The sequence below is a fragment of the Bradyrhizobium iriomotense genome, from assembly GCF_030160715.1.
Lineage (GTDB): Bacteria > Pseudomonadota > Alphaproteobacteria > Rhizobiales > Xanthobacteraceae > Bradyrhizobium > Bradyrhizobium iriomotense.
This window is the reverse complement of sequence record NZ_BSOW01000036.1, coordinates 13,341-37,415: the sequence shown is the minus strand read 5'-3', so window position 1 is coordinate 37,415 and position 24,075 is coordinate 13,341. Positions and strand designations below refer to the sequence as shown.

Annotated in this window: 22 protein-coding genes; 13 read left to right on the top strand and 9 right to left on the bottom strand. The window is 60.8% G+C overall.

Annotated elements, in window-relative coordinates:
- The first annotated feature begins 33 nt into the window (after positions 1 to 33).
- Together QQL28_RS36935 and QQL28_RS36930 are read left to right on the top strand one after the other, a co-directional pair.
- Positions 34 to 219: a hypothetical protein gene (locus QQL28_RS36935; RefSeq protein WP_284273641.1), complete on the top strand. Its 186-nt coding sequence runs from the start codon at positions 34 to 36 to the stop codon at positions 217 to 219.
- A gap of 24 nt (positions 220 to 243) precedes the next feature.
- Positions 244 to 405 (top strand): hypothetical protein, encoded by a 162-nt coding sequence (locus tag QQL28_RS36930; protein WP_284273640.1) that lies wholly within the window; start codon positions 244 to 246, stop codon positions 403 to 405.
- 116 nt (positions 406 to 521) lie between these two features.
- Here QQL28_RS36930 and QQL28_RS36925 read toward each other — a convergent pair whose 3' ends face one another.
- The 8 genes from QQL28_RS36925 to QQL28_RS36890 all read right to left on the bottom strand — a co-directional run bounded on the left by QQL28_RS36925 (position 522) and on the right by QQL28_RS36890 (position 9,733).
- Entirely contained in the window at positions 522 to 2,486 is a 1,965-nt protein-coding gene (locus QQL28_RS36925; RefSeq protein WP_284273639.1) for a D-apionate lactonase family protein, read from the bottom strand.
- Between the two features lie 10 nt (positions 2,487 to 2,496).
- Positions 2,497 to 3,570 carry an ABC transporter ATP-binding protein gene (locus QQL28_RS36920; protein WP_284273638.1) on the bottom strand — a complete coding sequence of 358 codons (1,074 nt, stop codon included), beginning with the start codon at positions 3,568 to 3,570 and terminating at the stop codon, positions 2,497 to 2,499.
- 3 nt (positions 3,571 to 3,573) lie between these two features.
- On the bottom strand, positions 3,574 to 4,368 hold the full coding sequence (locus QQL28_RS36915; RefSeq protein ID WP_284273637.1) for a carbohydrate ABC transporter permease: 795 nt from the start codon (positions 4,366 to 4,368) through the stop codon (positions 3,574 to 3,576).
- A gap of 41 nt (positions 4,369 to 4,409) precedes the next feature.
- Positions 4,410 to 5,288, bottom strand: a complete 879-nt coding sequence (locus tag QQL28_RS36910) for a carbohydrate ABC transporter permease (RefSeq protein ID WP_284273636.1) — start codon at positions 5,286 to 5,288, stop codon at positions 4,410 to 4,412.
- Between the two features lie 95 nt (positions 5,289 to 5,383).
- Entirely contained in the window at positions 5,384 to 6,832 is a 1,449-nt protein-coding gene (locus tag QQL28_RS36905; protein ID WP_284273635.1) for an extracellular solute-binding protein, read from the bottom strand.
- Positions 6,833 to 6,895: 63 nt separating this feature from the next.
- Positions 6,896 to 7,945, bottom strand: coding sequence for an NAD(P)-dependent oxidoreductase (locus tag QQL28_RS36900; RefSeq protein WP_284273634.1), 1,050 nt, complete (start codon positions 7,943 to 7,945; stop codon positions 6,896 to 6,898).
- Positions 7,942 to 8,721, bottom strand: coding sequence for an HpcH/HpaI aldolase family protein (locus QQL28_RS36895; protein ID WP_284273633.1), 780 nt, complete (start codon positions 8,719 to 8,721; stop codon positions 7,942 to 7,944). The genes QQL28_RS36900 and QQL28_RS36895 overlap by 4 nt, the downstream gene beginning before the upstream one ends.
- Positions 8,722 to 9,022: 301 nt before the next feature.
- Positions 9,023 to 9,733, bottom strand: coding sequence for an FCD domain-containing protein (locus QQL28_RS36890; protein ID WP_284273627.1), 711 nt, complete (start codon positions 9,731 to 9,733; stop codon positions 9,023 to 9,025).
- Positions 9,734 to 10,224: 491 nt separating this feature from the next.
- Between QQL28_RS36890 and QQL28_RS36885 the strand changes: the two genes are divergently transcribed.
- From QQL28_RS36885 to QQL28_RS36875, 3 genes are all read left to right on the top strand, one after another.
- Positions 10,225 to 11,046 (top strand): BtpA/SgcQ family protein, encoded by an 822-nt coding sequence (locus QQL28_RS36885; RefSeq protein ID WP_284273626.1) that lies wholly within the window; start codon positions 10,225 to 10,227, stop codon positions 11,044 to 11,046.
- A gap of 93 nt (positions 11,047 to 11,139) precedes the next feature.
- On the top strand, positions 11,140 to 12,273 hold the full coding sequence (locus tag QQL28_RS36880) for a M42 family metallopeptidase (RefSeq protein ID WP_284273625.1): 1,134 nt from the start codon (positions 11,140 to 11,142) through the stop codon (positions 12,271 to 12,273).
- Complete coding sequence (locus tag QQL28_RS36875; RefSeq protein WP_284273624.1) at positions 12,258 to 13,754, top strand: FGGY-family carbohydrate kinase; 1,497 nt, start codon at positions 12,258 to 12,260, stop codon at positions 13,752 to 13,754. Before QQL28_RS36880 ends, QQL28_RS36875 begins: the two co-directional genes overlap by 16 nt.
- Positions 13,755 to 13,983: 229 nt before the next feature.
- On the opposite strand, the gene QQL28_RS36870 is transcribed toward QQL28_RS36875, so the two are convergent.
- Positions 13,984 to 15,033 (bottom strand): LacI family DNA-binding transcriptional regulator, encoded by a 1,050-nt coding sequence (locus QQL28_RS36870; protein WP_284273622.1) that lies wholly within the window; start codon positions 15,031 to 15,033, stop codon positions 13,984 to 13,986.
- Between the two features lie 182 nt (positions 15,034 to 15,215).
- Between QQL28_RS36870 and QQL28_RS36865 the strand changes: the two genes are divergently transcribed.
- The 8 genes from QQL28_RS36865 (at position 15,216) to QQL28_RS36830 (ending at position 23,739) form a co-directional block, all read left to right on the top strand.
- Positions 15,216 to 16,457: an ABC transporter substrate-binding protein gene (locus QQL28_RS36865; RefSeq protein WP_284273620.1), complete on the top strand. Its 1,242-nt coding sequence runs from the start codon at positions 15,216 to 15,218 to the stop codon at positions 16,455 to 16,457.
- Between the two features lie 75 nt (positions 16,458 to 16,532).
- Entirely contained in the window at positions 16,533 to 17,411 is an 879-nt protein-coding gene (locus QQL28_RS36860; RefSeq protein WP_284273618.1) for a carbohydrate ABC transporter permease, read from the top strand.
- Positions 17,408 to 18,301, top strand: a complete 894-nt coding sequence (locus QQL28_RS36855) for a carbohydrate ABC transporter permease (protein ID WP_284273616.1) — start codon at positions 17,408 to 17,410, stop codon at positions 18,299 to 18,301. Before QQL28_RS36860 ends, QQL28_RS36855 begins: the two co-directional genes overlap by 4 nt.
- A gap of 6 nt (positions 18,302 to 18,307) precedes the next feature.
- Positions 18,308 to 19,393, top strand: coding sequence for an ABC transporter ATP-binding protein (locus QQL28_RS36850; RefSeq protein WP_284273614.1), 1,086 nt, complete (start codon positions 18,308 to 18,310; stop codon positions 19,391 to 19,393).
- A gap of 26 nt (positions 19,394 to 19,419) precedes the next feature.
- Positions 19,420 to 20,181, top strand: coding sequence for a sugar phosphate isomerase/epimerase family protein (locus tag QQL28_RS36845; protein ID WP_284273611.1), 762 nt, complete (start codon positions 19,420 to 19,422; stop codon positions 20,179 to 20,181).
- A gap of 13 nt (positions 20,182 to 20,194) precedes the next feature.
- A complete protein-coding gene (locus QQL28_RS36840) occupies positions 20,195 to 21,355 on the top strand; it encodes a Gfo/Idh/MocA family protein (RefSeq protein WP_284273609.1) in 1,161 nt (386 codons plus the stop codon).
- Between the two features lie 139 nt (positions 21,356 to 21,494).
- Positions 21,495 to 22,550, top strand: a complete 1,056-nt coding sequence (locus tag QQL28_RS36835) for a sugar phosphate isomerase/epimerase family protein (protein ID WP_284273608.1) — start codon at positions 21,495 to 21,497, stop codon at positions 22,548 to 22,550.
- 13 nt (positions 22,551 to 22,563) lie between these two features.
- A complete protein-coding gene (locus QQL28_RS36830; protein WP_284273606.1) occupies positions 22,564 to 23,739 on the top strand; it encodes a Gfo/Idh/MocA family protein in 1,176 nt (391 codons plus the stop codon).
- The last annotated feature ends 336 nt before the right edge of the window (positions 23,740 to 24,075 follow it).

Below are 24,075 nucleotides of genomic sequence, written 5' to 3'. Positions count from 1 at the left end.
TTAGAAGGCCGCTCCCAACCAATCGGAGTGATGATGGCCAAGAAGACCAAAAAGAAGGTGGTGCGCCGTGAGTATACCAGGGCAGACATCAAAGAGCTGCGAGCGCATTCGAAAGCTAAGACCCCCGTAGCTAAAATCGCAAAATTGACGAAACGCAGTGTAGGATCGTTGCGCCAGAAGGCGCTCAAACTCGGGATCAGCCTTGGCCATCGCCGCTAGCGTGCGAGCGTAAGGGGGGGAGGCGTGCCTCATCCATTGAGCATCGCCTTCACCGCATCCCCGCCCGAGGGATCGATCAATGACCACACCGGCTATGACACAGTCGAGGCGGGCGTATTCTCGACGCTCGACGGCATCAGGCTCGACCCGTGGCAAGGCAATGCGCCGATGATCATTTGCGAGTAGCGGTCGCTGTCGAGCGTGCGGGCGAACATCGCCCACGAATATCGCGTCAAGATCGCGTCGACTGTCGCGCAAACCCCTCTGAGATGATCGGCGCGCAGTCTAGTGCTAATGAAAGATCAGGCGCTCTTTATTCGGACAATCCCATAGGACGGAAGCTCAAAGGTTCCCACCTTGCGGATAAACGCGCTGTCGCTGTTGAGCCAGGCGGGATCGTGCACCGCCGCTTCAAAGCTTTTTTCGTCGAGAACGTCCAGTCTGGCACGGCCATCGAAGCCCTTGACCTTCAGGCGTTGAGGTTCCCCTGACAGGTTGGCAAGCCAAAGCACGTCACCAGCCTTGTTGCGATGGGCAAGAGCGGCAAGCTTTGAGGGTGCAGACGAATCCGTATCGATGCGTCTTGCTCCGCTGGCAGCGGCAAGACCTGCAATCACATGATAGATTGGGAAGAGTCTGGCGTCGCGGCCGTCGAACCACGGCTGCGCATGGGCCAATTTGCGATAGATCATCCCTTGGGATCCGGTGGCAGAGCCGAGGGCCACGGCGTCGACACCGGCTCTTGCCGCTGCCGACACATAGCCGAGGTTCCATGCGGCGGCGAACAGGCCGCGCTGTCGAGGATCTAAATCGGAGAGACAGACCCGCCTGTTGTCGGGGTTGGGCGCAACAGCAGCGCCATAAGGGTTGTCACGACATGGAATACTGGTCGGCCCGATGTGATAGGGTACCTTGCCGATCATAGCGCGTGCTGAAGCGAATATCCACGGAAGGGTCTCAAGCGTCTCCATGACCGAGATGTCGTCTGGCGCATGCACAATTGGGCAGCCGGTGTGCGTGATGAAGTCAAACACGCCCCTTGGCACCGGCTTGCGGTTCAGTTCGGTGAAATAGGAGAGCATGCCACCACCAAGCAGTGCATTCGGGAAAGAGGCTCGGGTCGCCGTCGCCATTTCCTCGTAGGTGGGCCCCCAGGGTCTCGGTGTGTTGGGCTGAAACGATTTGAGATCGTGCATCTGGGTGATGACAACGGACGCGGGTGTGAGCCCCGCAGCATTCACTTCGCTCGCGATCGCTGCCACTTCCTTATCGGCAGGCTCCCTGGCCGGCAAAATGATCTCAAGTGTGACCGGAGCTCCTGTCTGGCTTGACAGATCGCGGAAGCTTGCGGCGGCCTCTTCCTGTCCTTGCTCGCGTCCGTCGATCTGACAAACGAGCGCCTGAGGCTTCGCCGCGGCGATGAAGTCCACAGCCTCGAGTGCCGCTGCGGCTTCCGCCATCGGCACGCCGACGCCGATTTGCGGGATGCGGCCTTTCGTGCCCCCAAGGGTTATGGTCGTGCCGGCATCGGAGGTCCTTGGCCTAGATTTGGGCGGTTTGCCCGAGACTGTGAGTGTGATTGACTGGCTGAAGCTCTTGCCTCGCTCGAGCGTGTACGGCCAGGGATCGAGCAGAGAGCACACATAGGTCTTGTAGGAGGCATCCATCCAGTTTCGATGGTCCTCCATCTCGAACTTGTTTCCCTCCATAAGGACGGTCACCGCAACTCCGGACAATGGCTCGTGCTTAAGTGAGCGGATTTCGAAGATAGGCTGACCTGGGCTGATGAATTTCGGAAACTTACGTTTTTCTCTCTTGCCATCCGTGTGCACGACTTCAACCGGTCGTCCCACCGTTCCTGCTAGCGGATGCAGCACGACAAAGCCCGTCCTATTGGTGAGGAAGTCGGAAAGCGGTGTTGCTTCTGCCGAGAACTTCAGTGTCCCATCACCGCTTGCGTCGATCTGCGCGGAATAACGGATCGCCTGGTTCTGGTCCCTGCAGGTGGCGTGATAAGCGATGGCAAAGCCGTTCTTGCTTTGGCGGATCTTCAGGTTCTCGATTGCCGGAGTATAGGTACCCCAGTCCTTGTCGCGCACGAGATAGGCAATTCCGCGCAAGACTTCTTCGCCGTGATAGCGGATGTAGCGCAAGGCGCCGCTGTCGAAGACTGCCGAGATTGGTCCCGCTCTCAATTCGCGGCGTTTACCGTCAGGGGCTTCGGTTCCGAAGAGCTTAACAGCACGGGTCGGCTTCTTCTGGGCCATGGCGGCTTCCTCAAATGACCTTGTCAGTTTGCGGATCGATCAGAACGGCGCGGGTCATGTCGATGTCGATGCGGACCTGTTCGCCCGGAGTGGTGACCTCGTGGGCTGCGAATTCCGCGGTGATGCTGATTCCGCCGAGCGGGATGTTGACCTGCACCCGCGAGCCGGTCGGTTGGACGAGCTCAACGGTGGCGGCCAGTTGCGCGTGACCCGGCGCAGCGCTCGCACCCGCCTTGGCAATGTGCTGAGGCCTGAGCCCCAAAACGACGGCCTGGCCGTTAATCGCGTTGCGCGCGGCGGGCAGGGGGAGCCTCGTTCCGTCGCGAAGGATCACTTCGCCGGCTTCGATGGTGGCAGAAAGGAAGTTCATCTTCGGGCTGCCGAGGAAGCCGGCCACGAAGCGCGTTGCTGGCCGCTCGAACAAATCGAGCGGCGTGCCGAGCTGTTCAATCCTGCCGTCGCGCAGCAGCGCGATGCGGTCAGCGAGCGTCATCGCCTCGATCTGGTCGTGAGTGACGTAGATGATGGTGCGGCCGAGCTCGTGGTGGAGCCGTTTGATTTCAACCCGCATGTCGTCGCGAAGCTGGGCATCGAGATTGCTCAGCGGTTCATCGAATAGAAATAGCAGCGCGTCGCGAACGATCGCGCGGCCGATCGCGACGCGCTGGCGCTGGCCACCAGAAAGCTCACGTGGAAATCGGTCGAGAAGCTGCGCGATGCCGAGCATGTCGGCGGCACGCTTCACGCGTTTGTCTATTTGGGTGGATGCAACTCTCCTCGCCCGCAAGCCAAATGCTATGTTCTCGTAAACGTTGAGATAGGGATAGAGCGCATAGTTCTGGAACACCATTGCGATGTCGCGATCGCGCGGGCGTGCCCACGTGACGTTCTTTCCGCCAATTTCAACGGTGCCAGCGCTCGCTTCCTCGAGTCCTGCTATGGTGCGGAGCAGAGTTGATTTGCCGCATCCCGATGGACCAACCAGTACCGTGAATTCGCCCGAGGGCACCTCAAGATCGATTCCCTTGACGGCATGGTATGTGCCGTAGTGCTTGTGGAGCCCGGTAAGCTTCAGGTCTGACACGAGTTAACCCTTGACTGCGCCCATGGATATGCCGCGGACGAGATAGCGCTGCAGCGTTGCGACGGTGATGAACACGGGAATGGTCCCGAGCACCGACATCGCGGCGATCTTGGACCAGAAGTTCGATTGGCCGCCAAAGTAATGCGTGACCTGTACCGTGTAGGTCATGACCTCGGTGCGCGTGAGGATCAGTGCAAACAGAAAGTCGTTCCAGGAAAAGACGAAAGTGAAGACGGCGGTGGCGAACAGCCCGGAGCGCGCCATCGGAAGCACCACCTTCCACAGGACCTCCCAACGATTGCAGCCATCGATGAGAGCGCTCTCTTCGAGCTCTAGCGGGATCTCCTCGATATAGCCGCGCATCATCCAGATCACATAGGGCAGGCTGAACGCCGTATAGAGGATGATGAGCCCGATGTAGGTATCGACCCAGCCGAGCCAGACATAGAAGAGGAAGATCGGGAATGCGATGGCCACGGGAGGCATCATGCGCTGCGATATGATCCATACGGCGAGGTTTTCGCCGCCTGTCTTGAAACGCACCAGCGAGTAGGCGGCGATGGTGCCGAAGATCATGGCGAACAAGGTGGATACCGAAGCAAGTACCAGGCTGTTGCCGACCGTTTTGGCATCGCCATCCTTGAACAGCACCGCATAATTATTGAACTGGATGCTCTTCGGATACCACACCGGCGGAAAAGCGAAGATCTCGGCTGGCGTCTTGAACGAAATGGCAAACAGCCAGTAGATCGGAAAGACAAAGATGACGACGAGGAACGCCGCGATGAGATAGCGCAAGACGAGCTTCGTTTCCTTTCGACGATGAAACGGTACGCCTTTCATTTTGCCAGCCCCATGCGCCGAATGGCCCAGGTCACGATGACGGTGAGAAGCGCGATGACAAGGAAGGCGATCGCCGCCGTGTAGCTCGTTTCGAACTGCCTGAAGCCCTGGACATAGGTATAGACCGAAATGGTCTCGGTCATCGTGCCGGGACCGCCCGCCGTGAGTGCCCAGATGATGTCGAAGATGCGGAAGAGGTCGAGGCCGCGGATCAGAATGGCGATCGACATGACCGGAAAGATTGCGGGGAGGACAACGTAGCGGAAGCTGCGCCAGAACCGCGCTCCGTCAATCTCAGCGGCCTCGGTCAACGAGCGGTCGACATTGGAAAGGGCGGCGAGCAAGATCAGGAACATGAACGGCGTCCACTGCCAGATCTCACAGAAGATGATGGCGGGATAGACGAGTCCGGGATTGACTGTCCACAGTGCGGGCACAGGGTGGCCAGCGAACCAGCCAATGATCTGGTTGATCGGCCCATATCGGTTATCGAACAAGAGCCGCCATGTGGCGCCGGCGACGATCGGTGAGATGATTGTTGGCAGCACCAGCAGCGAAACCAGAAGCTGGCGACCGGGTAAGCGGTCGAGGAACAGATAGGCCATGGCGAGGCCGAGGAGCAGCTCGACCGGCAGCGCTATGACCATAATGAGCACCGTGTGGAGGAGCGACTGCCATAGTCTCGCGTCATGAAAGAGCTGGGCATAATTCGCCAATCCGGCAAAGGATGTGTCGGTCTCCAGCATGGTGACGCGCATGAAGCTCACCACCAGCGAGAAGATCAGCGGGAACAGGCCGACCAGCAAGAGCAGGAAGATGGCCGGCGAGATCAGCCAGTATTTGAAGTTGCGGTCGGGATGGGCGATGGCGGTCATGGCTGAAGTCGGGATGCGTTCCGCTTGGCCTCGTGCTGTCGTCGACTGCGGGCGGAGCCTCTCCCGCTGGAAGGCGGGAGAGGGCAGGGGCGTGCTTATGTTTTTGGATAAGCGCCGGACTCAGCGGCCCAGGCCGCATAGACCATCTTCTGCTTATCGACACCGATTTTCTGCGTAATGTCGTTCCATTGGGCGGCCGCCGCATCGAGGATCGTTTTCGGATCGTCGCCCGCCCAGAGCTTTGAAATCGCCTGGCGCATGACCTCCTCGTATTTGTCGGTCTGTAGGAGCGACAGATCGAGAAGGCCCGTCTGCGAGGCCTGCTTCAAGGCTGCCAGATAGTCCTTGGCGTTTGGCCAAAGAGCGAGATAGCCAGGATCCGAATAGTGCGAGTCGCGGAACGGATCGCGTAGCGTATAGGGAAGTTGAACGCGCTGGCGGCTCACATCTTCGCTGTTGAGCCACTGGATGAACAGATAGGCGGCATCTTTGTTTTTCGAGGTGGACGAAACCGACAACGCAAAGCCTGCAGCGAGCTCGGGATGTCCCCCGGGCGGTAGGGCGTAACCCACCTTGCCTGCGATGGTTGTCTTCGGGACCCAGTTCAGTGCCTCCTGGTCCGTACCATAACCCTCGGCCCAGCGCCCATAGGGTGGCCAGGAGATGGTCATGGCCGATTGGCCTTGCAGAAAAGTCGCGAGATTCTCGACAAAGCCGAACTGCTCCACGCCTGGCGGCATGAATCTGTTCTCGTTGCGCATGGCGGTGAAGACTTTGACGCCGATATCGGAGTTGATCGTGGCCTTCATGGTGTCAGGATCGAAGAACTTGCCGCCTTCATTACGGAAGCGTTCCTCGAACATGTACATCGCGTAGGGGGGCTGCCGGAAGAAGGAGGCGCCGTAGATTCCCTTGTCCTTTAGGACGTCCGTAAGACCAGCTCCGACGACATCGAAATCCGCCCATGTCTTCGGCACTGCGAGGTCCTTGCCTGTCTTGTCCTTGAAGGCCTTCTGTACGGCTGGATCCTCGAAGAGGTCGCGCCGATAGTACATCAGGAAAACGTCGCCATCGTCGGGGAAGCCGTAGATCTTGCCGCCCACTTTCATCTGGTTGTCGCGGTAGGTCGGCGCAATTGTCTGTAGCTCGGAGGCGTAACCGTATTTCTCGACATAGGGGTCAAGCGCCTCAAGCGCGCCGGCCTGGGCAAGATCGGGCATCCAGGCTGGAATCACGTTGAGAGCGTCATAGGCGCCGGCTCCCGACTTGTAGTCTTGCATGATCTTGGTGAACATCTCGGCAGTAGCGACCTCGACCACCTTCACGTCCATCCCGGTCAACTCCTTCCACTTTGGACCGGAGAAGTGAGTGGGATCGAGCGACTGAAGTCCTGCCTCCCAGACAATCGTGATCGTGCGTCCCTTGTATTGCTGGGCGGCCTTGACGGCGGTGTCGGCAGCCGACGCGGCCCATGCCGGCCGTCCCATTGTCGCGACGAGGCCGGCACTAAGACTGATCTTTCCGAAATCACGTCTATTGATCATCGTGTCCTCCCGTTCCTTGATTGACATTTCAAATGTCCCTCGCTCGTTTGCGGCGAGGAATTCTCAATTGGCAAATTGGCGGCGGTACTCCTCTAGTTTGCGTTGGAAGTTCGGTTTCTCGAGTACCGCGCGATTCACGATACCGCGCGGGATTCGCCCGTGCTGAATGTCGAGCACAGCCCTGATATCGGCTGCACCATTTCCGGCGAAGCACTGATCGGTCCAGCAAAGTGCGTGAGGCGTCACGATGACGTTGTCGAGCGCGAAAAGAGGATCGGACGGATCGGTCGGTTCCAGCTCGAACACGTCGAGGGCCGCGCCAGCGATCCGCCCTTTTGCTAGAACGTCTGTGAGCGCCTTTTGATCGACGATTGGTCCGCGCGCGGTATTGATGAAGAAGGCGGTTTTCTTCATCAGGGCGAGGCGGTCGGCGTTCACGAGGTGGCGCGTCTCGGTCGTCAGTGGACAGTTCACCGTAACGACGTCGGCTCGGGCGAACACGTCGTCGAGACCAACGAGTTCGACTCCGACCGCGGCCGCCAGCCCGGTATCCGCAAATGGATCATGAGCGATGAATCTCATGTCGAACGGCTTGGCGAGCCGGAACAGCTCAGCGCCGATATTACCGATACCGATCGACCCCAACACCTTGCCGACCAGACCAAAGCCCATATGCTCGCCGCGGGCCGCAAAGCCCTCTGGACCTTGCCGGGTGAGCTTATCCTTCACCATCAGCTTTCCGGCGAGGGCCAGAATGAAGGTCATAATCGACACCGCGACTGGGCGGCGCACGCCGTCCGGCGTGATCGCTAAAGCGATGTCCGCAGCGGTACAGGTCGGCACATCCACCGTGTCATAACCGACGCCAAAGCGGGCGATGATGCTGAGCCTGCCGTTTTTCGGCGCGCTTTCGGGCGCGAAGCGGTGAGCCAGCAGGATAAGTGCGTCGAAGTCTTCAAGATCGCTGCTGCGAAGAGGGTTGGCGTTATCCAAATAGGCTATTTCCACGCCGGGGGCCTCCAGCAGAGGCGTCAGATCGAAATCAGCATAGACGGCCGAGCCATCGGCCTTCTTGAAATCGCCTGAAAGGGCAACACGGAAAGGCGCGTTCATGTCATGCATCCCTTCCGCAAGGTGGTGATTGCGGCGGCCAATGCATCCCGAAGCACCCACACGTCACCCGAATAGCAGCAAAAATCGAAGCCCTGCTTGTAAAGCGCTATGCCGACTTCGGTGGTCGGTACAAGGCGGCCCAGTGCCTTCTTGTGCTTCTTGGCCGCCGCAATTGTCTGCTCAACCGCCCTCAGAAAATTCGGATGGTCGAACTGGCCGGGGATGCCTAGCGATACTGACAAGTCAAAATGGCCGACCCAAAGGCAGTCGACGCCATCGACGGCGGCAATCCCGTCGGCATTCTCGGCGCCTTCAGCAGTCTCGATTTGGCAGAACAGCGTTGTCCGCTCGTTGGCAGCCGCAAGCTTCTCGGGCACGGGGCCCTGCCCATAGGCATCATGCGCAATACTCAAGGCAACGCCACGTCGCCCGTCCGGATAATATTTCATGCAATCAACGACAGCCTCTGCTTCTGCGGCAGTGCTAACCATCGGGATCATGATCCCTTCCGCACCCGTATCGCACGCGCGCGCGATGTGATGATATTCCTTTGATGGCACGCGTACGATGGCCGGTAACCCTGCGGCTTCAAAATAGCGTGCAGCACTTTTGACGGTTTCGAAGCCGAAGCCGGAATGCTCCAGGTCGAAAAGTGCGAAATCGCAATCCGCTTGTTTGAGGATATGACCGATTCCCGGAGTGGCAAACTCGACGATGAAATGACCAAGCTTGGCCTCTGGCGTGCGGGTCATCTGCTTGAGTCCGGCACGAGCCATTGTTCATCCTCCCGTTTGGCGTCTGTTGTTCGATCCCTCGAATTTGGGATCAAACCCAGTCAGCGTTCTTGTTCACGATCAGGTCGGCGTCGGTCCTGTTGAATGCGCTAGGCACGGTGGTTGATAGTGCGTGTCGAACGCCGCGCGACGATTGTAGAGTTCATAAGGCTGGGCGCGTTCGTCGACCTACCGATACGACGGCGAAGCGCAGACGCGGCAACCCGGCTCGCGCTCGCGCAATCGATGAGCTTGCGCCATCGCAGTCGGCTTTGGCTTGAACTCGGTGGAGACCATGAACCGTTCACTTGGCCGCCCTCCGGACTTTCCAGTAGAGCTTACCAACTTGATCGAGGTGCGAGCGCATGCGGGCATCGGCAAGTTCCGGATCGTGTGCCTTGATCGCTTCGAAGATCGCGACATGCGCATCGAAAGCGACCCGGTTCTGGCCGGGATAGCTTAGCGTCACACGTCTCTGGTCGACGAGCCAATCGATAATGGCCCGGTGCATGACCAGATAAATGGGGTTCTTGGGAATCGTAGCGATCGCGTAGTGAAACGTTATATCGGAGTCCTCAAAGCGTCCGACGTCGCCAATGGACTTGTAGTTCGCATCAAGCGCATCGCTCAGGTAGCGGATATCCTTGGCGGTGGCATTGCGTGCAGCATCACGTGCCAGGCCGGTCTCAAAGAGGGCACGCGCATCTTGGAAATGACGGATGCCGTTGTCATCGGAGAGCAGATATTTGGCGCTGCTCGACAGCGACGTCATAACGACTTCAGCATTCGGGGCTGTGACCCGTGCCCGCGAACCCGCCCGGAGATCAACAAGGCCCGCGCGCTGCAGATGAAACAGTGCCTCGCGGATAGCTGTCCGGCCGACGCCAAACTCCGCCATGAGCTGACGTTCTGATGGCAACTCGGCACCAGCCACCAATTCCCGACCGCGTATCCTCTGCTCGAGGATATCGACGACCTGCTCAAAGAGACGCGATCGTTTGAGCTGACGGGACATTGGTATACCTAGTATACCAGCATACGCTAGGTCCTGCTGATGGCGCTGTCAATAAGCGCCATGATCGACGAGACTTTTCCGAAGAGATGGCTCTAGCTTACAAGCGCAGCAAATGTCGACATGCGAGCCTTTAATGCAATGCGCCATACGCCCTTCGCAAAAGCGGACTATCGAAGCAGAGTGTCGGGGCACGGTTGTTTCGCGACCGACCGGCCGTTGGGGCGCAGCTAGTAGGAACAGGATCAAAAAGTAGGGTGGATCTCCCCTCTCGACGAACTCTTGGCCATTACCGATTAGAATGAGGCAAAAGGAACGAACGCATTCCGGTGTCTCGGCCAGGCGAACGGAGGGAGCACTGAGCGCCTGCCGTATATGGTAGGATGGCCGTGGCCGACTTCCATCTACAGCAGATTATGGTGGGGCCAACTTTCGCCCTGCTATCCCGAAAACGAGATGTCTTAGCCGAATAAAAATCGAAAGAGGACGCGCTCATGCAGTGGCTTGAGGAAACCTTTCATGTCAGCAAGCCGATCATCGCCATGTGCCACTTGCAGGCATTGCCGGGCGATCCCGGATACGATGCGGCCGGCGGCATGAGGAAGGTGATCGAAATGGCCTTTGCCGATCTCGACCATCTTCAGAACGGCGGTGTCGACGCCGTAATGTTTTCCAACGAGTTCAGCCTGCCTTACCTGACCAAGGTACGTCCCGAAACCACCGTGGCCATGGCACGCGTCATCGGTGAACTCATGCGCTTCATCAAGGTGCCGTTTGGCGTCAACGTCCTGTGGGATCCCATTGCTTCGATCGATCTTGCCGCCGCCACCGGAGCAAGCTTCATCCGCGAGATCATGAGCGGGGTGTACGCCAGCGATTTCGGGCTCTGGAATACCAATGTCGGTGAAACGGCGCGCCACAAGGCAAGGCTCGCCCCGAAGCTTAGGCTTCTATTCAACATCGTGCCCGAAGCCGCCGCCTATCTGGGTGACCGCTCGATTGCAGATATCGCCCGCTCGACTGCGTTCAACAACCGGCCTGACGCCATCTGCGTATCGGGCCTTACTGCTGGTGCCGAAACCGACACCCACGTCCTTTCCACGGTCAAAAAGGCCGTGCCGGGTACAGCCGTGCTTTGCAACACGGGTTGTCGGCTCGACAATATCGAACGGCAGCTCGCTGTTTCGGACGGGGCAGTCGTGGGATCGACTTTCAAGGTCGACGGCCTCTTCGAAAACCCGGTCGATCCGACGCGGGTCAAAGCCTTCATGGAAAAAGTTAAGGTGATCCGCTCTGCCTCGCGCGCGGTCGTTTAAAAAACGCTCAGCTTGATCCGGCACTCCCCGGCGCCGGTTCGATCCAGATTTGATGAACAGCAAAGGTCCTTTGCCGGACCGGATTGGACCCAAGTGACGATTGACCAGCACAGCCTCGCCCGCATCGAGACATGGACCAAGGAGCTCTGCCTGATATCCGGTCTTTCCGGTTACGAAGATCCGGTGAGCGACTACATCCGGGCCGCCTTTTCCGACCGCCGCGTCGAGAATCACCTCGATGCGTTCGGAAATCTGACTCTCACGGTGAAGGGGACCGACGCCGCAGCTCCATCGGTGATGGTCTTCGCTCATACCGATCAGCTTGGCCTGTTGGTACGGCGGATTGAAGCGAACGGCTTCGTTCGGGTGGAACGGCTCGGGGGCGTGCCCGAACGTGTGCTGCCGGGCCTGCGTATGGTGATCATGAACAAATACGGCAAGCAGGTTCCTTGCGTCATCGGTATCAAGGCGCACCATGCCACGTCGCAGGATGAAAAGAGCCAAGTGCTCGGCTATGACAAGCTCTTCCTCGATCTTGGCGCCAAGTCGGCGGAAGAGGTGCGGGCCCTCGGCGTCGAAATCGGTGCGCCCGTCACTTACTGCCCCGCTTTCGAACGGCTGGCCGGTACGCGTGTGTCCGGAACGGCGGTCGACGACCGCGCTGGCTGCGCCGCGCTGATGGACCTTGTGCAGAGAGTTTTGGATGAACCCGTTCCCACAACGCTGCATGCGGTGTTTTCGGTTCAGGAGGAGTTCAACCTGCGGGGCGCCATGCTTGCGGCCAACCGTCTGAGGCCAGATGCTGCCATTTCGATCGACATCATGGTCGCTTCCGATACACCGGATCTCGCGGAGCGCGGCGAACTGCAGCTCGGCGGCGGCCCAGCGCTCGGCCTCTACAGCTTCCACGGACGCGGCACGCTCAATGGTACGCTTGCCCATCCCGCACTCCTCAATCATCTTGTGGAGACAGCAAGTCGTGTCGGCATGCCCATCCAGCGCAGCGCTCATACCGGCTGCCTCACGGATTCCTCCTATGTTCAGCTCGTGGGCGAAGGAATTCCCTCCATCGATATCGGCTACCCGACACGCTACACGCATGCGCCGATCGAAACCTGCGATCTGGCCGATCTTGAACAGATAGCGGCGCTGCTTGCCCTGGCTCTGCGCGATATGAAAGCAGGTTTCTCCTTCAAACGGAGGAGATATTCATGCGCCACCTCCTAGGCATCGATATCGGCAGTTATTCCAGCAAAGGCGTCCTCCTCGATGAGTCCGGTACTATTCGGGCAACGGCGCAGCGCAAGCACGATATGAGCGTGCCAGGGCCAGGACTCGCTGAACATGATGCGGTGCAGGATTGGTGGGAGGGCTTTCGTACGCTGAGCCAGCGGCTGATCGCGGACAGTGGGATCAACCCGGCCGCGATCGCTGCGGTCGGGTGCAGCGGGATTGGCCCCTGTGCACTGCCTGTGACGGAAAGGGGCGAGCCCCTACGCCCGGCGATCCTATATGGGGTGGATACACGCGCCGAAGCCGAAATCGATGAGCTCAATGCTGACCTCGGCGCGCAGGCAGTACTGGCCCGAACCGGCAATCCGCTGACGACACAATCTGTCGGCCCGAAAGTGCGATGGCTTGCCAAGCACGAGCCTGACACCTTCCGCAGAACGGCGCGGATCGTCGGTTGCCCTACCTTTATCGTCCACCGATTGACGGGACGGTGGGTCGTCGATCACTACGGCGCGTCCTGCTATTCGCCATTCTATGACCTCGCCGCCAAGGCCTGGCATCGGGAGACGACCGAACGGATTTGCCCTGTCGACTGGCTACCTCAAATCGCCTGGACCACGGAGGTTGTCGGCCACGTGAGCACTGAGGCCGCAGCAGAAACCGGGCTTGCCGCCAGCACGCCCGTTATTGCTGGCACCATCGATGCGGCGAGTGAAGCGATCAGCGTCGGCGTACAAAAGCCGGGTGACTTGATGATAATGTATGGCACTACGGCCTTCTTCATCCAGGTCAATGCCGATCTCGTCGTCGATTCCCGCTTCTGGGCTGCGCCGTTTCTGTTCGAGAACACCTGGAGCGTCATGGGCGGGCTTGCGACTGGAGGCGGTCTCACCCAGTGGTTTCGCAAGGAAATGACCGGACTTTCCGACGATGATTCATCCTTCCAAGCGCTGATGGAAGAGGCATTCAAAAGCCCGCCCGGCGCGAACGGCATTTTGATGCTCCCCTATTTCAGTGGTGAGCGAACGCCGATCAATGATCCGCAAGCCAAGGGCCTGATCTTCGGGTTGACGCTCGCGCACCGGCGTGGCGATATCTATCGTGCGCTGATCGAAGGGATCGGACACGCGACCCGGCATAATCTCGATGGCTTTGCCGAAATTCAGCCGGCCCGAAGCATTTATGCGGCTGGAGGCGGAGTGCAGAATCGACTCTGGACACAGTGCGTCAGCGACATTGCGGGCATCCGTCAGAATATACGCCGGGAGACGGTAGGTGCTGCGCTCGGATCTGCCTTTCTCGCAGGTATAGGCTGTGGGATCTTCGCGCCGGAAGATATCGACCGCATTAACCCGATCGCGTCCAAAATCGTGCCGAATGAGGCCAACCGTATTCGCTACGACGCCGATCACGTGGCCTTCAAAGCGCTTTACGTCAACAACAGAGCCGCGATGCGATGGTCCACCGCGAGCTAGTCATTCGCCCTTTTTGGGGGAGCGGCCGCGCACATACCCGCGGAGGAGTGAGCTGCCTAAAGGGTTGGGTCGTTAGGGCAGGGACCTCATGCTACGACTGAGGAGTTGGTCGCGCTCCTCAGTATTAGAGCTCTGTACTGGCCTGATCGCGAATAGGCGGAAATCGCAGTGTGACCAAAATCGTTGTCGTGGGTGCGACGGCAAGGACGCCGACGGCCCGGCCCTTGCCCTATGAGCGTAGATGGCCGGGGCGCTTCCGTGGCGGGCGCGTACTGTCGCGGAGCGCTAGAGTGGCGGGAAGATTAATATCCTTCCGCAGCCCCGCTTTGCCGGTCGTCATCAGAGCGATCAGTTCGGCCGCGGCGGTGGCCCCAAGGTCCCGGCGCGGCTGGACAATGGTCGTCAAGGTCGGCTCGCAATAGTCGGCATAGGCAATGCCGTCGAAGCCGACGACGGAGAGATCATCCGGGATCTGGAGGCCGGCTGCGTGCACGGTCTTGATCAGGCCGATCGCCATTTCGTCATTGGCCGCAAACAGTGCGGTCGGACGCGCTACGGGCTCGAGCGCAAGCAGCGCCCGGCCGGCCTCGACACCGGCGCGGAAGGTGAAATCGCCGGGCAGAATCAACCCCGCATCGGCCGCAATTCCCGCCTCGCGCAGGGCCTGCAGATAGCCTTCGAGACGCTGCTGCTCGAGGATGTTGGATTTGGGCCCGGACAGATAGGCGATACTTGCGTGGCCCAGTTCGATGAGGTGTCCCACCGCCTCGCGCGCAGTGCCGACATTGTCGATTGTGACCTGCGGGAAGTTTTCGCGGGGGATGTATTCGCAAGCGGCAACCAACGGCACGCGCGCTTCGCGCAAGTCGCGGTCGGGGCTACGGATCACGTGGCCGCACAAGAGCAAAACGCCGTCGGCCTGGCCCGCGCAGACCAGGTCGACGTAACGCGCCTCCTTCTCGGGCGGGCCGGCCAGATTGGCAATGATGAGTCCGTAGCCGGCGACCGACAGCGTGTCGTCGATGCCCTGTAGAACCTCGGCGAAGAACGGGTTGGCGATGTCCGGCACCGCCACCAGCACGACCATGGTCTTTCGGACGCGCAGGTTCCTTGCGGAAATGTTCGGCATGTAGCCGGTATCACGCACGGCAGCGAGCACGCGTATGCGGGTTTCCTCAATCACGACCTCGGGGCGGGCCAGCGTCCGGCTGACGGTCGCAACCGATACTCCTGCCAGCCGCGCAACGTCGGCGATCGTGGCTGCCTTTTGGCGAGTCACTCTGGTTCGCTTGGCCATATCGAGGTTCGCCATCTCGGCGTCATGACGGGACTTGCAAAATCTTGAAGTTCTGCTAGCATGAAAATGTAATCGATTACATGCGGCATGTAAAGCCACAGCGAGTCCATAAGGGCCGTAAGACGAATTACACAGGCCTGCAAAGGCAAATCCGGGAGGGAATGATGAAGCGCACCTTGTTCGCATCGGTAGCGATTGTCGCCATGGCCTGGGCCTCGGCGCCAGTTTCCGCGGAAGAGATGAAGGCCGAAGTCATCCACTGGTGGACCTCCGGCGGCGAGGCGGCCGCTGTGAAGGTGTTTGCCGACCAGTTCACCAAGGCCGGCGGCACCTGGATCGACAGCGCGGTCGCCGGCGCTGCGAATGCGCGAAACGCCGCGATCAGCCGCACCGTCGCCGGCAACCCGCCGACCGCCATGCAGCTCAACACCGGCAAGCAGTTCGACGAGTTGGTGGAAGGCGGTCTGCTCGCAGACGTCGATGCGATCGCAACCGAAGGCAACTGGAAAGGCGTGATGCCCGCCGCGATCATTGCCGCGGCGACCCGCAACGGCAAGATGTATGCGGTGCCGATCAACATCCACGGTCAGAATTGGCTCTGGTACAACAAGGCTGTGCTCGCCTCCGTCGGCGCCGCCGAGCCGAAGACCTGGAATGACGCTCTCACCATTCTCGACAAGCTTAAGGCCGACGGCAAAGTGATCCCGTTGGCATTCTCGGGCCAGAAGAACTGGGAGCAAAACCTGTTCAACTCGGTCATGATCGGCGTCGGCGGCGCCCAGATGTGGACCGGCATCCTCGGCAAGCGCGACGTGTCGCTGGCGCGGAGCGCCGAATTCAAGGCGGTCGCCGTCACCTACAAGAAGCTCAAGGACTATGTCGATGCCGGCGCGCCCGGCCGCAACTGGAACGACGCGACCAACCTCGTCATCCAGGGCAAGGCCGGAATGCAGATCATGGGCGACTGGGCCAAGGGCGAATTCATCGCGGCGGGCAAGGTCGCCGATAAGGACTATGGCTGCACGGTGCTGTCCAATGGCAGCGGCGGTTATGTGATGGGCGGCGACGTGTTCGTATTCCCGAAGGCGAAGGACTCATCCGCCACCAAGGCGCAGATGACGTTGGCGAGACTGATGCTGACGCCCGAGACCCAGATCCAGTTCGCGCTGAAGAAGGGCTCGATCCCGGTGCGTAGCGATGTCGATACGTCCGCACTCGACGCTTGCGCCCAAAAGGGCATGCGCTATGTCGCAGACAAGGCCCAGCAAATGCCGTCCGGCGACATGCTGGCACCGCCGGCGCTGATCGGTGCGCTGCAGGATGCCATCTCGCAGTATTGGAACACCAATATGAGCGCCGATGAATTCTCCGTCAAGGTCGCTGCGGTGCTGAAGTCCCAGGAGTGATGCATCACAAATGGCGGCTGACGAACTGTCGGCCGCCTTTCCTGCCCGTGGACCTCTCTTCAATCCGGCGATGCGATGCGTCTTTCGCTGAACTCGCGACTTTCCACGATCTCCGCGCTCTTACCGGCGCTGCTGGTGATGCTCGTCGTCTATATCGGTGCCACCAGTTGGACCGTGTGGATGTCGCTGACCAATTCGCGCATGCTGCCGAACAACAATTTCGTCGGGCTGCGGCAGTATGAGTTGTTGCTCGGAAACGACCGCTGGATCACCTCGGTCCACAACATCGTCATCTACGGCGTGCTGTTCGTTTCACTCGCGCTTCTGGTCGGCTTCCTGCTTGCGGTTGCGATCGATCAGCGGGTGCGCGCCGAAGACACGATCCGCTCGATCTATCTCTATCCCTACTCGATGTCCTTCGTCGTCACGGGCCTGGTCTGGCAGTGGTTGCTCAACCCGACGCTGGGCATCCAGCATGTGCTGCGCAGCTGGGGCTTCGAAGGCGCGACCTTCGACTGGATCGTGCGGCCGGAGACCGCAATCTACTGCCTGGTCATCGCGGGTGTCTGGCAGGCATCCGGCCTCGTGATGGCGATCATGCTCGCTGGTCTGCGCGGCGTCGACGAGGAGATCTGGAAGGCGGCGCGGGTCGACGGCCTGCCGAAATGGCGGGTCTATGTCTCCATCATCATTCCGATGATGGGTGCAAGCTTTGCGACCGCCGCGGTGCTGCTATCGACCGCAGTGGTACGCCTCTACGACCTGTCGGTCGCGATGACCAATGGCGGGCCCGGCATCGCGTCGGAGGTGCCTGCCAAATTCGTCATGGATCATTTGTTCGAACGCGCCAATATCGGGCTTGCGACGGCGGCGGCCACCACCATGCTCATCACGGTGATCGCGGTGGTCGCGCCTTATCTCTACTGGCGCGCGCGCAAGGGAGAGGTGCGATGACCGCGGTAGCGCAGCCCTTGCCCGCCGCTCGCCGGCCGAAGCGCATGACCGCGGCGCGCTGGGGCCTCTATGCCTTCATCTTCGTTACCGCGCTCTACTTCCTGCTGCCGCTCTATGTAATGGTCGTCACCTCGCTGAAGCCGATGGCGGAGATCCGGCAGGGGAATCTGTTGGCCTTGCCGGCAGCGCCCAGCATCGACGCGTGGATCAAGGCCTGGACGTCGGCCTGTACCGGACTGACCTGCCAGGGCATCAAGATCGGTTTTCTCAACTCGCTGCGCATCCTGGTGCCGTCGGTGGTCATCTCCATCCTGGTCGGCTCGCTCACCGGCTATGCGCTGTCGCTGTGGCGTGTGCGCGGCGCCAACATCCTGTTCGGAGCGATGATGGTGGTCGCGTTCATTCCCTATCAGGTGTTCATCTATCCCTTGGTGCGCGTGTTCTCCTTCACCGGGCTCGGGCAGTCGCTCTCAACCATCGTGATCATCCACACGATCTTCGGCCTTCCCACGATGACGCTGCTGTTTCGCAACTATTTCGCGTCGCTGCCGGTCGAGTTGTTCAAGGCCGCCCGCGTCGACGGCGCCGGCTTCTACCAGATCTATGCGCGGATCATGATGCCGATGGCCACCCCCATGATCGTGGTCGCGGTGATCCTGCAGACAACCGGCATCTGGAACGATTTCATCCTGGGGCTCGTCTTCGCCGGCCGCGACAATCTGCCGATGACGGTGCAACTCAACAACATCGTCAATTCGACGCAAGGCGAGCGCGCCTACAATGTCGACATGGCGGCAACACTGTTGACCGCGCTGTTGCCGCTCGTCGTCTATTTCGGCTCCGGCCGCTGGTTCGTGCGCGGCATCGCCGCCGGCGCGGTGAAAGGCTGACCCAGCATGCAGAAATCGAATGTCGACATCAGGAGTTTGCAGATCGGCTTTGGCGGCCTGAAGGTGCTGGAGAACCTCAATCTCCACGTCGAGACGTCCGAGTTTCTCGTGCTGCTTGGGCCGTCCGGCTGCGGCAAGTCGACATTGCTCAACGCGATCGCGGGGCTGATCGAGGTCAGGGGTGGCGAGATCCAGATTGGCGGCCGCGATGTCACCTGGGCAGAACCGAAGGATCGCGGCATCGCGATGGTGTTCCAGAGCTACGCGCTGTATCCGCGCATGAGCGTGCGCCGGAATATGTCGTTCGGGTTGACGGTCGCGGGCACGCCGCGAGACGAGATCGAGCGCCGCGTCGGGGAGGCCGCGCAGATGCTGCGGCTCACGAGCCTGCTCGACCGCCGTCCCAGCGAACTCTCCGGCGGCCAGCGCCAGCGTGTCGCGATCGGACGAGCGCTGGTGCGCCATGCCGGCGTCTATTTGTTCGACGAACCGCTCTCCAATCTGGACGCCCAACTGCGCGCCGAGCTCAGGGTCGAGATCAAGCGGCTGCATGCGCGGCTGGGCGCCACGATGATCTACGTGACGCACGATCAGATCGAGGCGCTGACGCTCGCGGACCGGATCGCGGTGATGCAGGGTGGCGTGATCCAGCAGCTCGACACGCCGAAGAAGATCTATCGCGAGCCCGTCAACCGCTTCGTCGCTTCTTTCGTCGGCTCGCCCGCGATGAACTTCATTCCCGGTCGGCTCGCTCGCGGCAGCGAGATCGCATTCATCGCCGGTGTAAACCGTGTTAGCTTAAACGGTTATGCCTTCCGCAGCCAGCCGACCGATGCGCCGGCTGTTCTCGGCATCCGGCCCGAGCATATCGAGTTGACCGCGGCCAACGATCCATCCTCCGTGTCCGCGCGCATCGAGATGGTCGAGCCGATGGGCGCCGACACGCTGATCTGGTGCCGCCTCGCCGACGGCACCGCCTTCTCCTTCCGTCATGATGCCGACGCGCAAGTGCGCGTGGGGGACACGCTCACCGTCTGCTTCCCCGCCGACGCCCTGTCGCTGTTCGATGAGACAAGCGGACAGCGTCTCTAGATCCTCCACCCAGCAGAAAGCGAGACATGACCAAGCCGATCGACCGATTCTCCATCCAGCTCTATTCTGCGCGCTCCATCACCCCACTCGAGGCGCAATTCGCGCTGCTGGCCAGTCTCGGCTACACGATGGTGGAGCCCTGGGGCGCACTGTTCAACGATCCCGAGACGCTGAAGAAGCTCCTCGAGGTCCACGGGATGACAGCGCCGAGCGCCCATGTCGGCCTCGACCGGCTGCGCGGGGACGCGGTCGGCACAGCGAGGATGTGCAAGGGAATCGGCATCGAGACCATCTTTGCGCCGGCCCCACCATTGGACGAGCGCGAGGGTGGAGAAGAGGAATGGCGCGGTATTGGGCGCGAGCTTGCTGAGATCGGAAAGATGATGAGCGGCGAGGGGCTCAAATTCGGCTGGCACAACCATCATTGGGAATACGGCCGTAGCGCGAGCGGCAAGACCTATCTCGAATGCTTGTTCGAGGAGGCCCCCGACCTCGTCTGGGAGGCTGATCTCGCCTGGATCGTGCGAGGTAGCGGCGATCCGGTCGCCGAGATCAAGAAGCATGCGCAGCGCCTGGTCGCTTGCCACATCAAGGATCTCGCACCATCTGGACAGTGCGCCGACGAGGACGGCTGGGCAGATCCCGGCCACGGCACCATGAATTGGTCGGCGCTGCGCGCGGCGATGAAGGAGGCCGGGGTCTCCCTGTTTGTCGCTGAACACGACAAGCCGAACGACGTCGCCCGCTTCGCGCGCAGGGCGCGCGAGACCGTGTCGTCATGGACGTGACGGGGAGTTGATCATGAGCAAGCTGGGAGTCGGCATCGTCGGATGCGGTAACATCTCGACGATCTACATGCACAACATGCCAAAATTCCGCGATCTCAAGCTAATCGCCTGTGCCGACCTGCGGCCTGAGGCCGCGCAAGCCCAGGCGGCGCAGTTCAGCATCGAGGCGTTGTCGATCGAAGCGCTGCTGGCGCGCCCCGATATCCAGATCGTCGTCAATCTCACCACGCCGAACGCGCACTACGGCGTAAGCCAGGCGGCGTTTAACGCCGGCAAGCACGTGTTCGGCGAAAAGCCGATCACGGTGGAAGCCAACGACGCCGCGGCACTGGTCGCGGAGGCGGCGCGTCGCGGCCTGAAGCTCGGCTGCGCGCCGGATACTTTCCTTGGCGGCGGCGGGCGGATGGCGCGCGAGTTCGTCGATACGGGTCGGATCGGCAAAGTGCTATACGGCACCTGCTTTCTGATGTCGCATGGCATGGAGCACTGGCACCCCGATCCAACGTTCTTCTTCAAGCCGGGCGGCGGGCCGATCCTCGACATGGGGCCCTATTACCTTGCGACGCTGATCAACCTGTTGGGTCCCGTCGCGCTGGTGCAGGGGCGCGCGAGCGCCGGCTTCGCCTCGCGATTCGTCACCTCGAAGGGGCCGATGAACGGCAAGACCATCGCAGTTGAAACCCCGACGACAGTCATGTCGCTGCTGCATTTCGAGTCAGGCGCCGACATCATCTTTGCGATGAGCTGGGACGTCTGGAAACACGGACATCCGCCGATCGAACTCTACGGCACCGAGGGCTCGCTGCGCGTGCCGGATCCCAACTTCTTTGGCGGCGCGGTGCAATACACAGAGAGGGGTGGCGACTGGATCTCGGTCCCCGCCGACGACCGGCCGTTCGGCAAGCCCAACTGGCGCTCGCCGAATTGGGCTGATCACATGCCCAACCAAGCCAACTATCGTTGCCTGGGCGTCGCCGAACTTGCAAGCGCGGTCCTGCACGGCACGCCACACCGATCCTCCGGCGCGCTGGCGAGCCACGCGCTAGAAGTGAAGCACGCGATCCTCAAGGCCAGCGTCGAAGGCGGAGAGATCGCAGTGCACTCGCGCGTCGAGCGACCAGCGCCGCTGTCCGACGTCGATGCGACGGCGTTGTGGACCGGGGAGACGTTCTGAAGCGGGACATGCTCCCAGATGCGATCGCCCGGTCTACCGTTCCGTCTCCTGAAACCAGCAATGGGAGGCAGGTTTTGGTGGGGTATCGAACTCAGCGGGCGCGTATTGGCGGAGCGTCCAGGTTAGAAGGAAGCATTTGATGAAGATGATCAAGGGACCAGCGATATTCCTCGCTCAGTTTGCTGCCGACGCGGCGCCGTTCAATTCCTTCGACTCGATCTGCGGATGGGCCGCCTCGCTTGGCTACAAGGGGGTTCAGATTCCCAGCTGGGATGAGCGGCTCTTCGACCTGAAGAAGGCCTCGGAGTCGCAGACCTATGCCGACGAGGTGAAAGGTATCGCAGCCCGTCACGGCCTTTCCATCACCGAGCTCTCGACCCATCTCCAGGGCCAGCTCGTCGCCGTTCATCCGGCCTATGATATGGCGTTTGACGGCTTCGCCGCACCTGAGGTTCGCGGCAATCCGAACGCGCGCACCGAATGGGCCGTCGACCAGGTCAAGCGCGCGATCTTAGCCTCTAAGCGCCTCGGGCTCACGGTGCATGCAACCTTCTCGGGCGCACTTGCCTGGCCCTACATCTATCCGTGGCCGCAGCGTCCGGCTGGCCTCATCGAGGCCGCCTTCGACGAACTCGCGAAGCGTTGGCGGCCGATCCTTGACCATGCGGACGAGCAGGGCGTTGATCTCGCCTACGAGATCCATCCGGGCGAAGATTTGCACGACGGTGTCTCCTACGAGATGTTCCTCGAGCGGGTGAATAACCATAAACGCGCGAACCTGCTCTACGACCCATCGCACTTCGTGCTGCAGCAGCTCGACTACCTCGACTACATCGACATCTACCAGGCGCGCATCAAAGCCTTCCATGTCAAGGACGCCGAGTTCAATCCGACCGGCCGCCAGGGTGTCTACGGCGGGTTCCAAAGCTGGGTCGACCGTGCCGGCCGCTTCCGCTCGCTGGGCGATGGCCAAGTCGATTTCGGCGCCATTTTCACGAAGTTGACGCAGTACGATTACGCGAGCTGGGCGGTGCTCGAATGGGAATGCGCGCTGAAGCATCCTGAGCAGGGTGCGCGCGAGGGCGCGGAGTTCATCAAAAACCATATCATCCGCGTCACCGAAAAAGCTTTCGACGATTTCGCAGGTTCCGGTACGGACCAGCAGGCGAACCGCAAGATGCTGGGCATCTGCTGAGCGAGGGGACAATATGGCTATCGAAGCAAGCAATGAAGCTGGCGGTCATCGTCGTATCCGGCTCGGCATGGTCGGTGGCGGCCAAGGAGCCTTTATCGGCGCCGTACACCGGATCGCGGCCCGTATCGACGACCAGTTCGAGCTTGTTGCTGGTGCGCTCGCGTCCGATCCGGTTCGGGCCAAGGCTTCGGCAAAGGAGCTCGGCATTGCCGACGATCGCGCCTATGGCTCTTTCGAAGAGATGGCGAAGGTCGAAGCCGCGCGCGCGGACGGCATTGAGGCGGTCTCGATCGTAACTCCAAACCACATGCACAGCCCGGTCGCGAAGACCTTCCTTGAAGCCGGCATCCACGTCATCTGCGACAAGCCGCTGACGACAACCGTCGCAGAGGCCGAGGAACTCGCGGCGCTCGTCAGGAAGAGCGGCAAGGTGTTCGTGGTGACGCACAACTATACGGGCTATCCCATGGTCCGCCAGGCCCGTGCCATGGTCGCGAATGGCGACCTCGGCGAGATCCGGCTGGTACATGCCGAATATCTCCAGGATTGGCTGACCGAGCGGTTGGAGGCAAGCAGCCACAAGCAGGCGGCGTGGCGCACGGACCCGGCGCGGTCCGGCGCTGGCGGGTGCATCGGCGACATCGGCACCCACGCCTACAATCTCGCCTGCTTCGTCACCGGGCTCGAGCTCGACGAAATGCTCGCACAACTGTCGACCTTCGTTGAGGGGCGGCGCCTCGATGACGATGTCCAGATCCTCCTTAGGTGGAAAGGCGGCGCCAAGGGCATGCTGTGGGCGAGTCAGGTCGCCGTCGGCAATGAGAACGGCCTCAGGTTGCGCGTCTACGGCAGCAAAGGCGGCCTCGAATGGGCGCAGGAAAACCCGAACCAGCTCTGGTTCACGCCCTACGGCCGGCCGAAGCAGCTCCTGACCAGGGGCGGCGCCGGCACCTTGGGCGAGGCGGGACGGGTCACCCGCGTCCCCTCTGGCCACCCGGAGGGCTACCTTGAAGGTTTCGCGACCATCTATGCTGAGGCAGCGCGCGCCATCCGCGCGGCAGAGGCCGGCCAAAAGCCGGATCCTGAGGTGATCTTCCCAACCGTTGAGGATGGCCTCGCAGGCGTGAAGTTCATCGATGCTGCCGTGAAATCCGCGACATGCAAAGGCGCCTGGATTCGGATGACGTGACTGCCGACGCGTCCATGAGGCAGTCGGTCGATGGGCCCTCGCTGCTGCAGGCCATCGTGTTGAGGCTGCATGTGAGGTTACCTACATGACGCCGGCCGTCGGCATGTCACCGGCCGCGGAAAGCTTCTTGGCCGCGCTGGTGAAGATTCTCGGTGGTCGAGGGCGCGAACCGAAACGGATTGGACCGAGAGTTTAGGTCTTTCAATTGGTTAGAGCGCGTCGTGTGCGCGACGTGTGCACCGGGAGATCAAGAAAAATCTATTCACAGCTAACGTGATCAGGCCTTCCGATGTGGATGGCGCCCGCATCGGTCCACTCGACTGCTCGCCCGCCTGC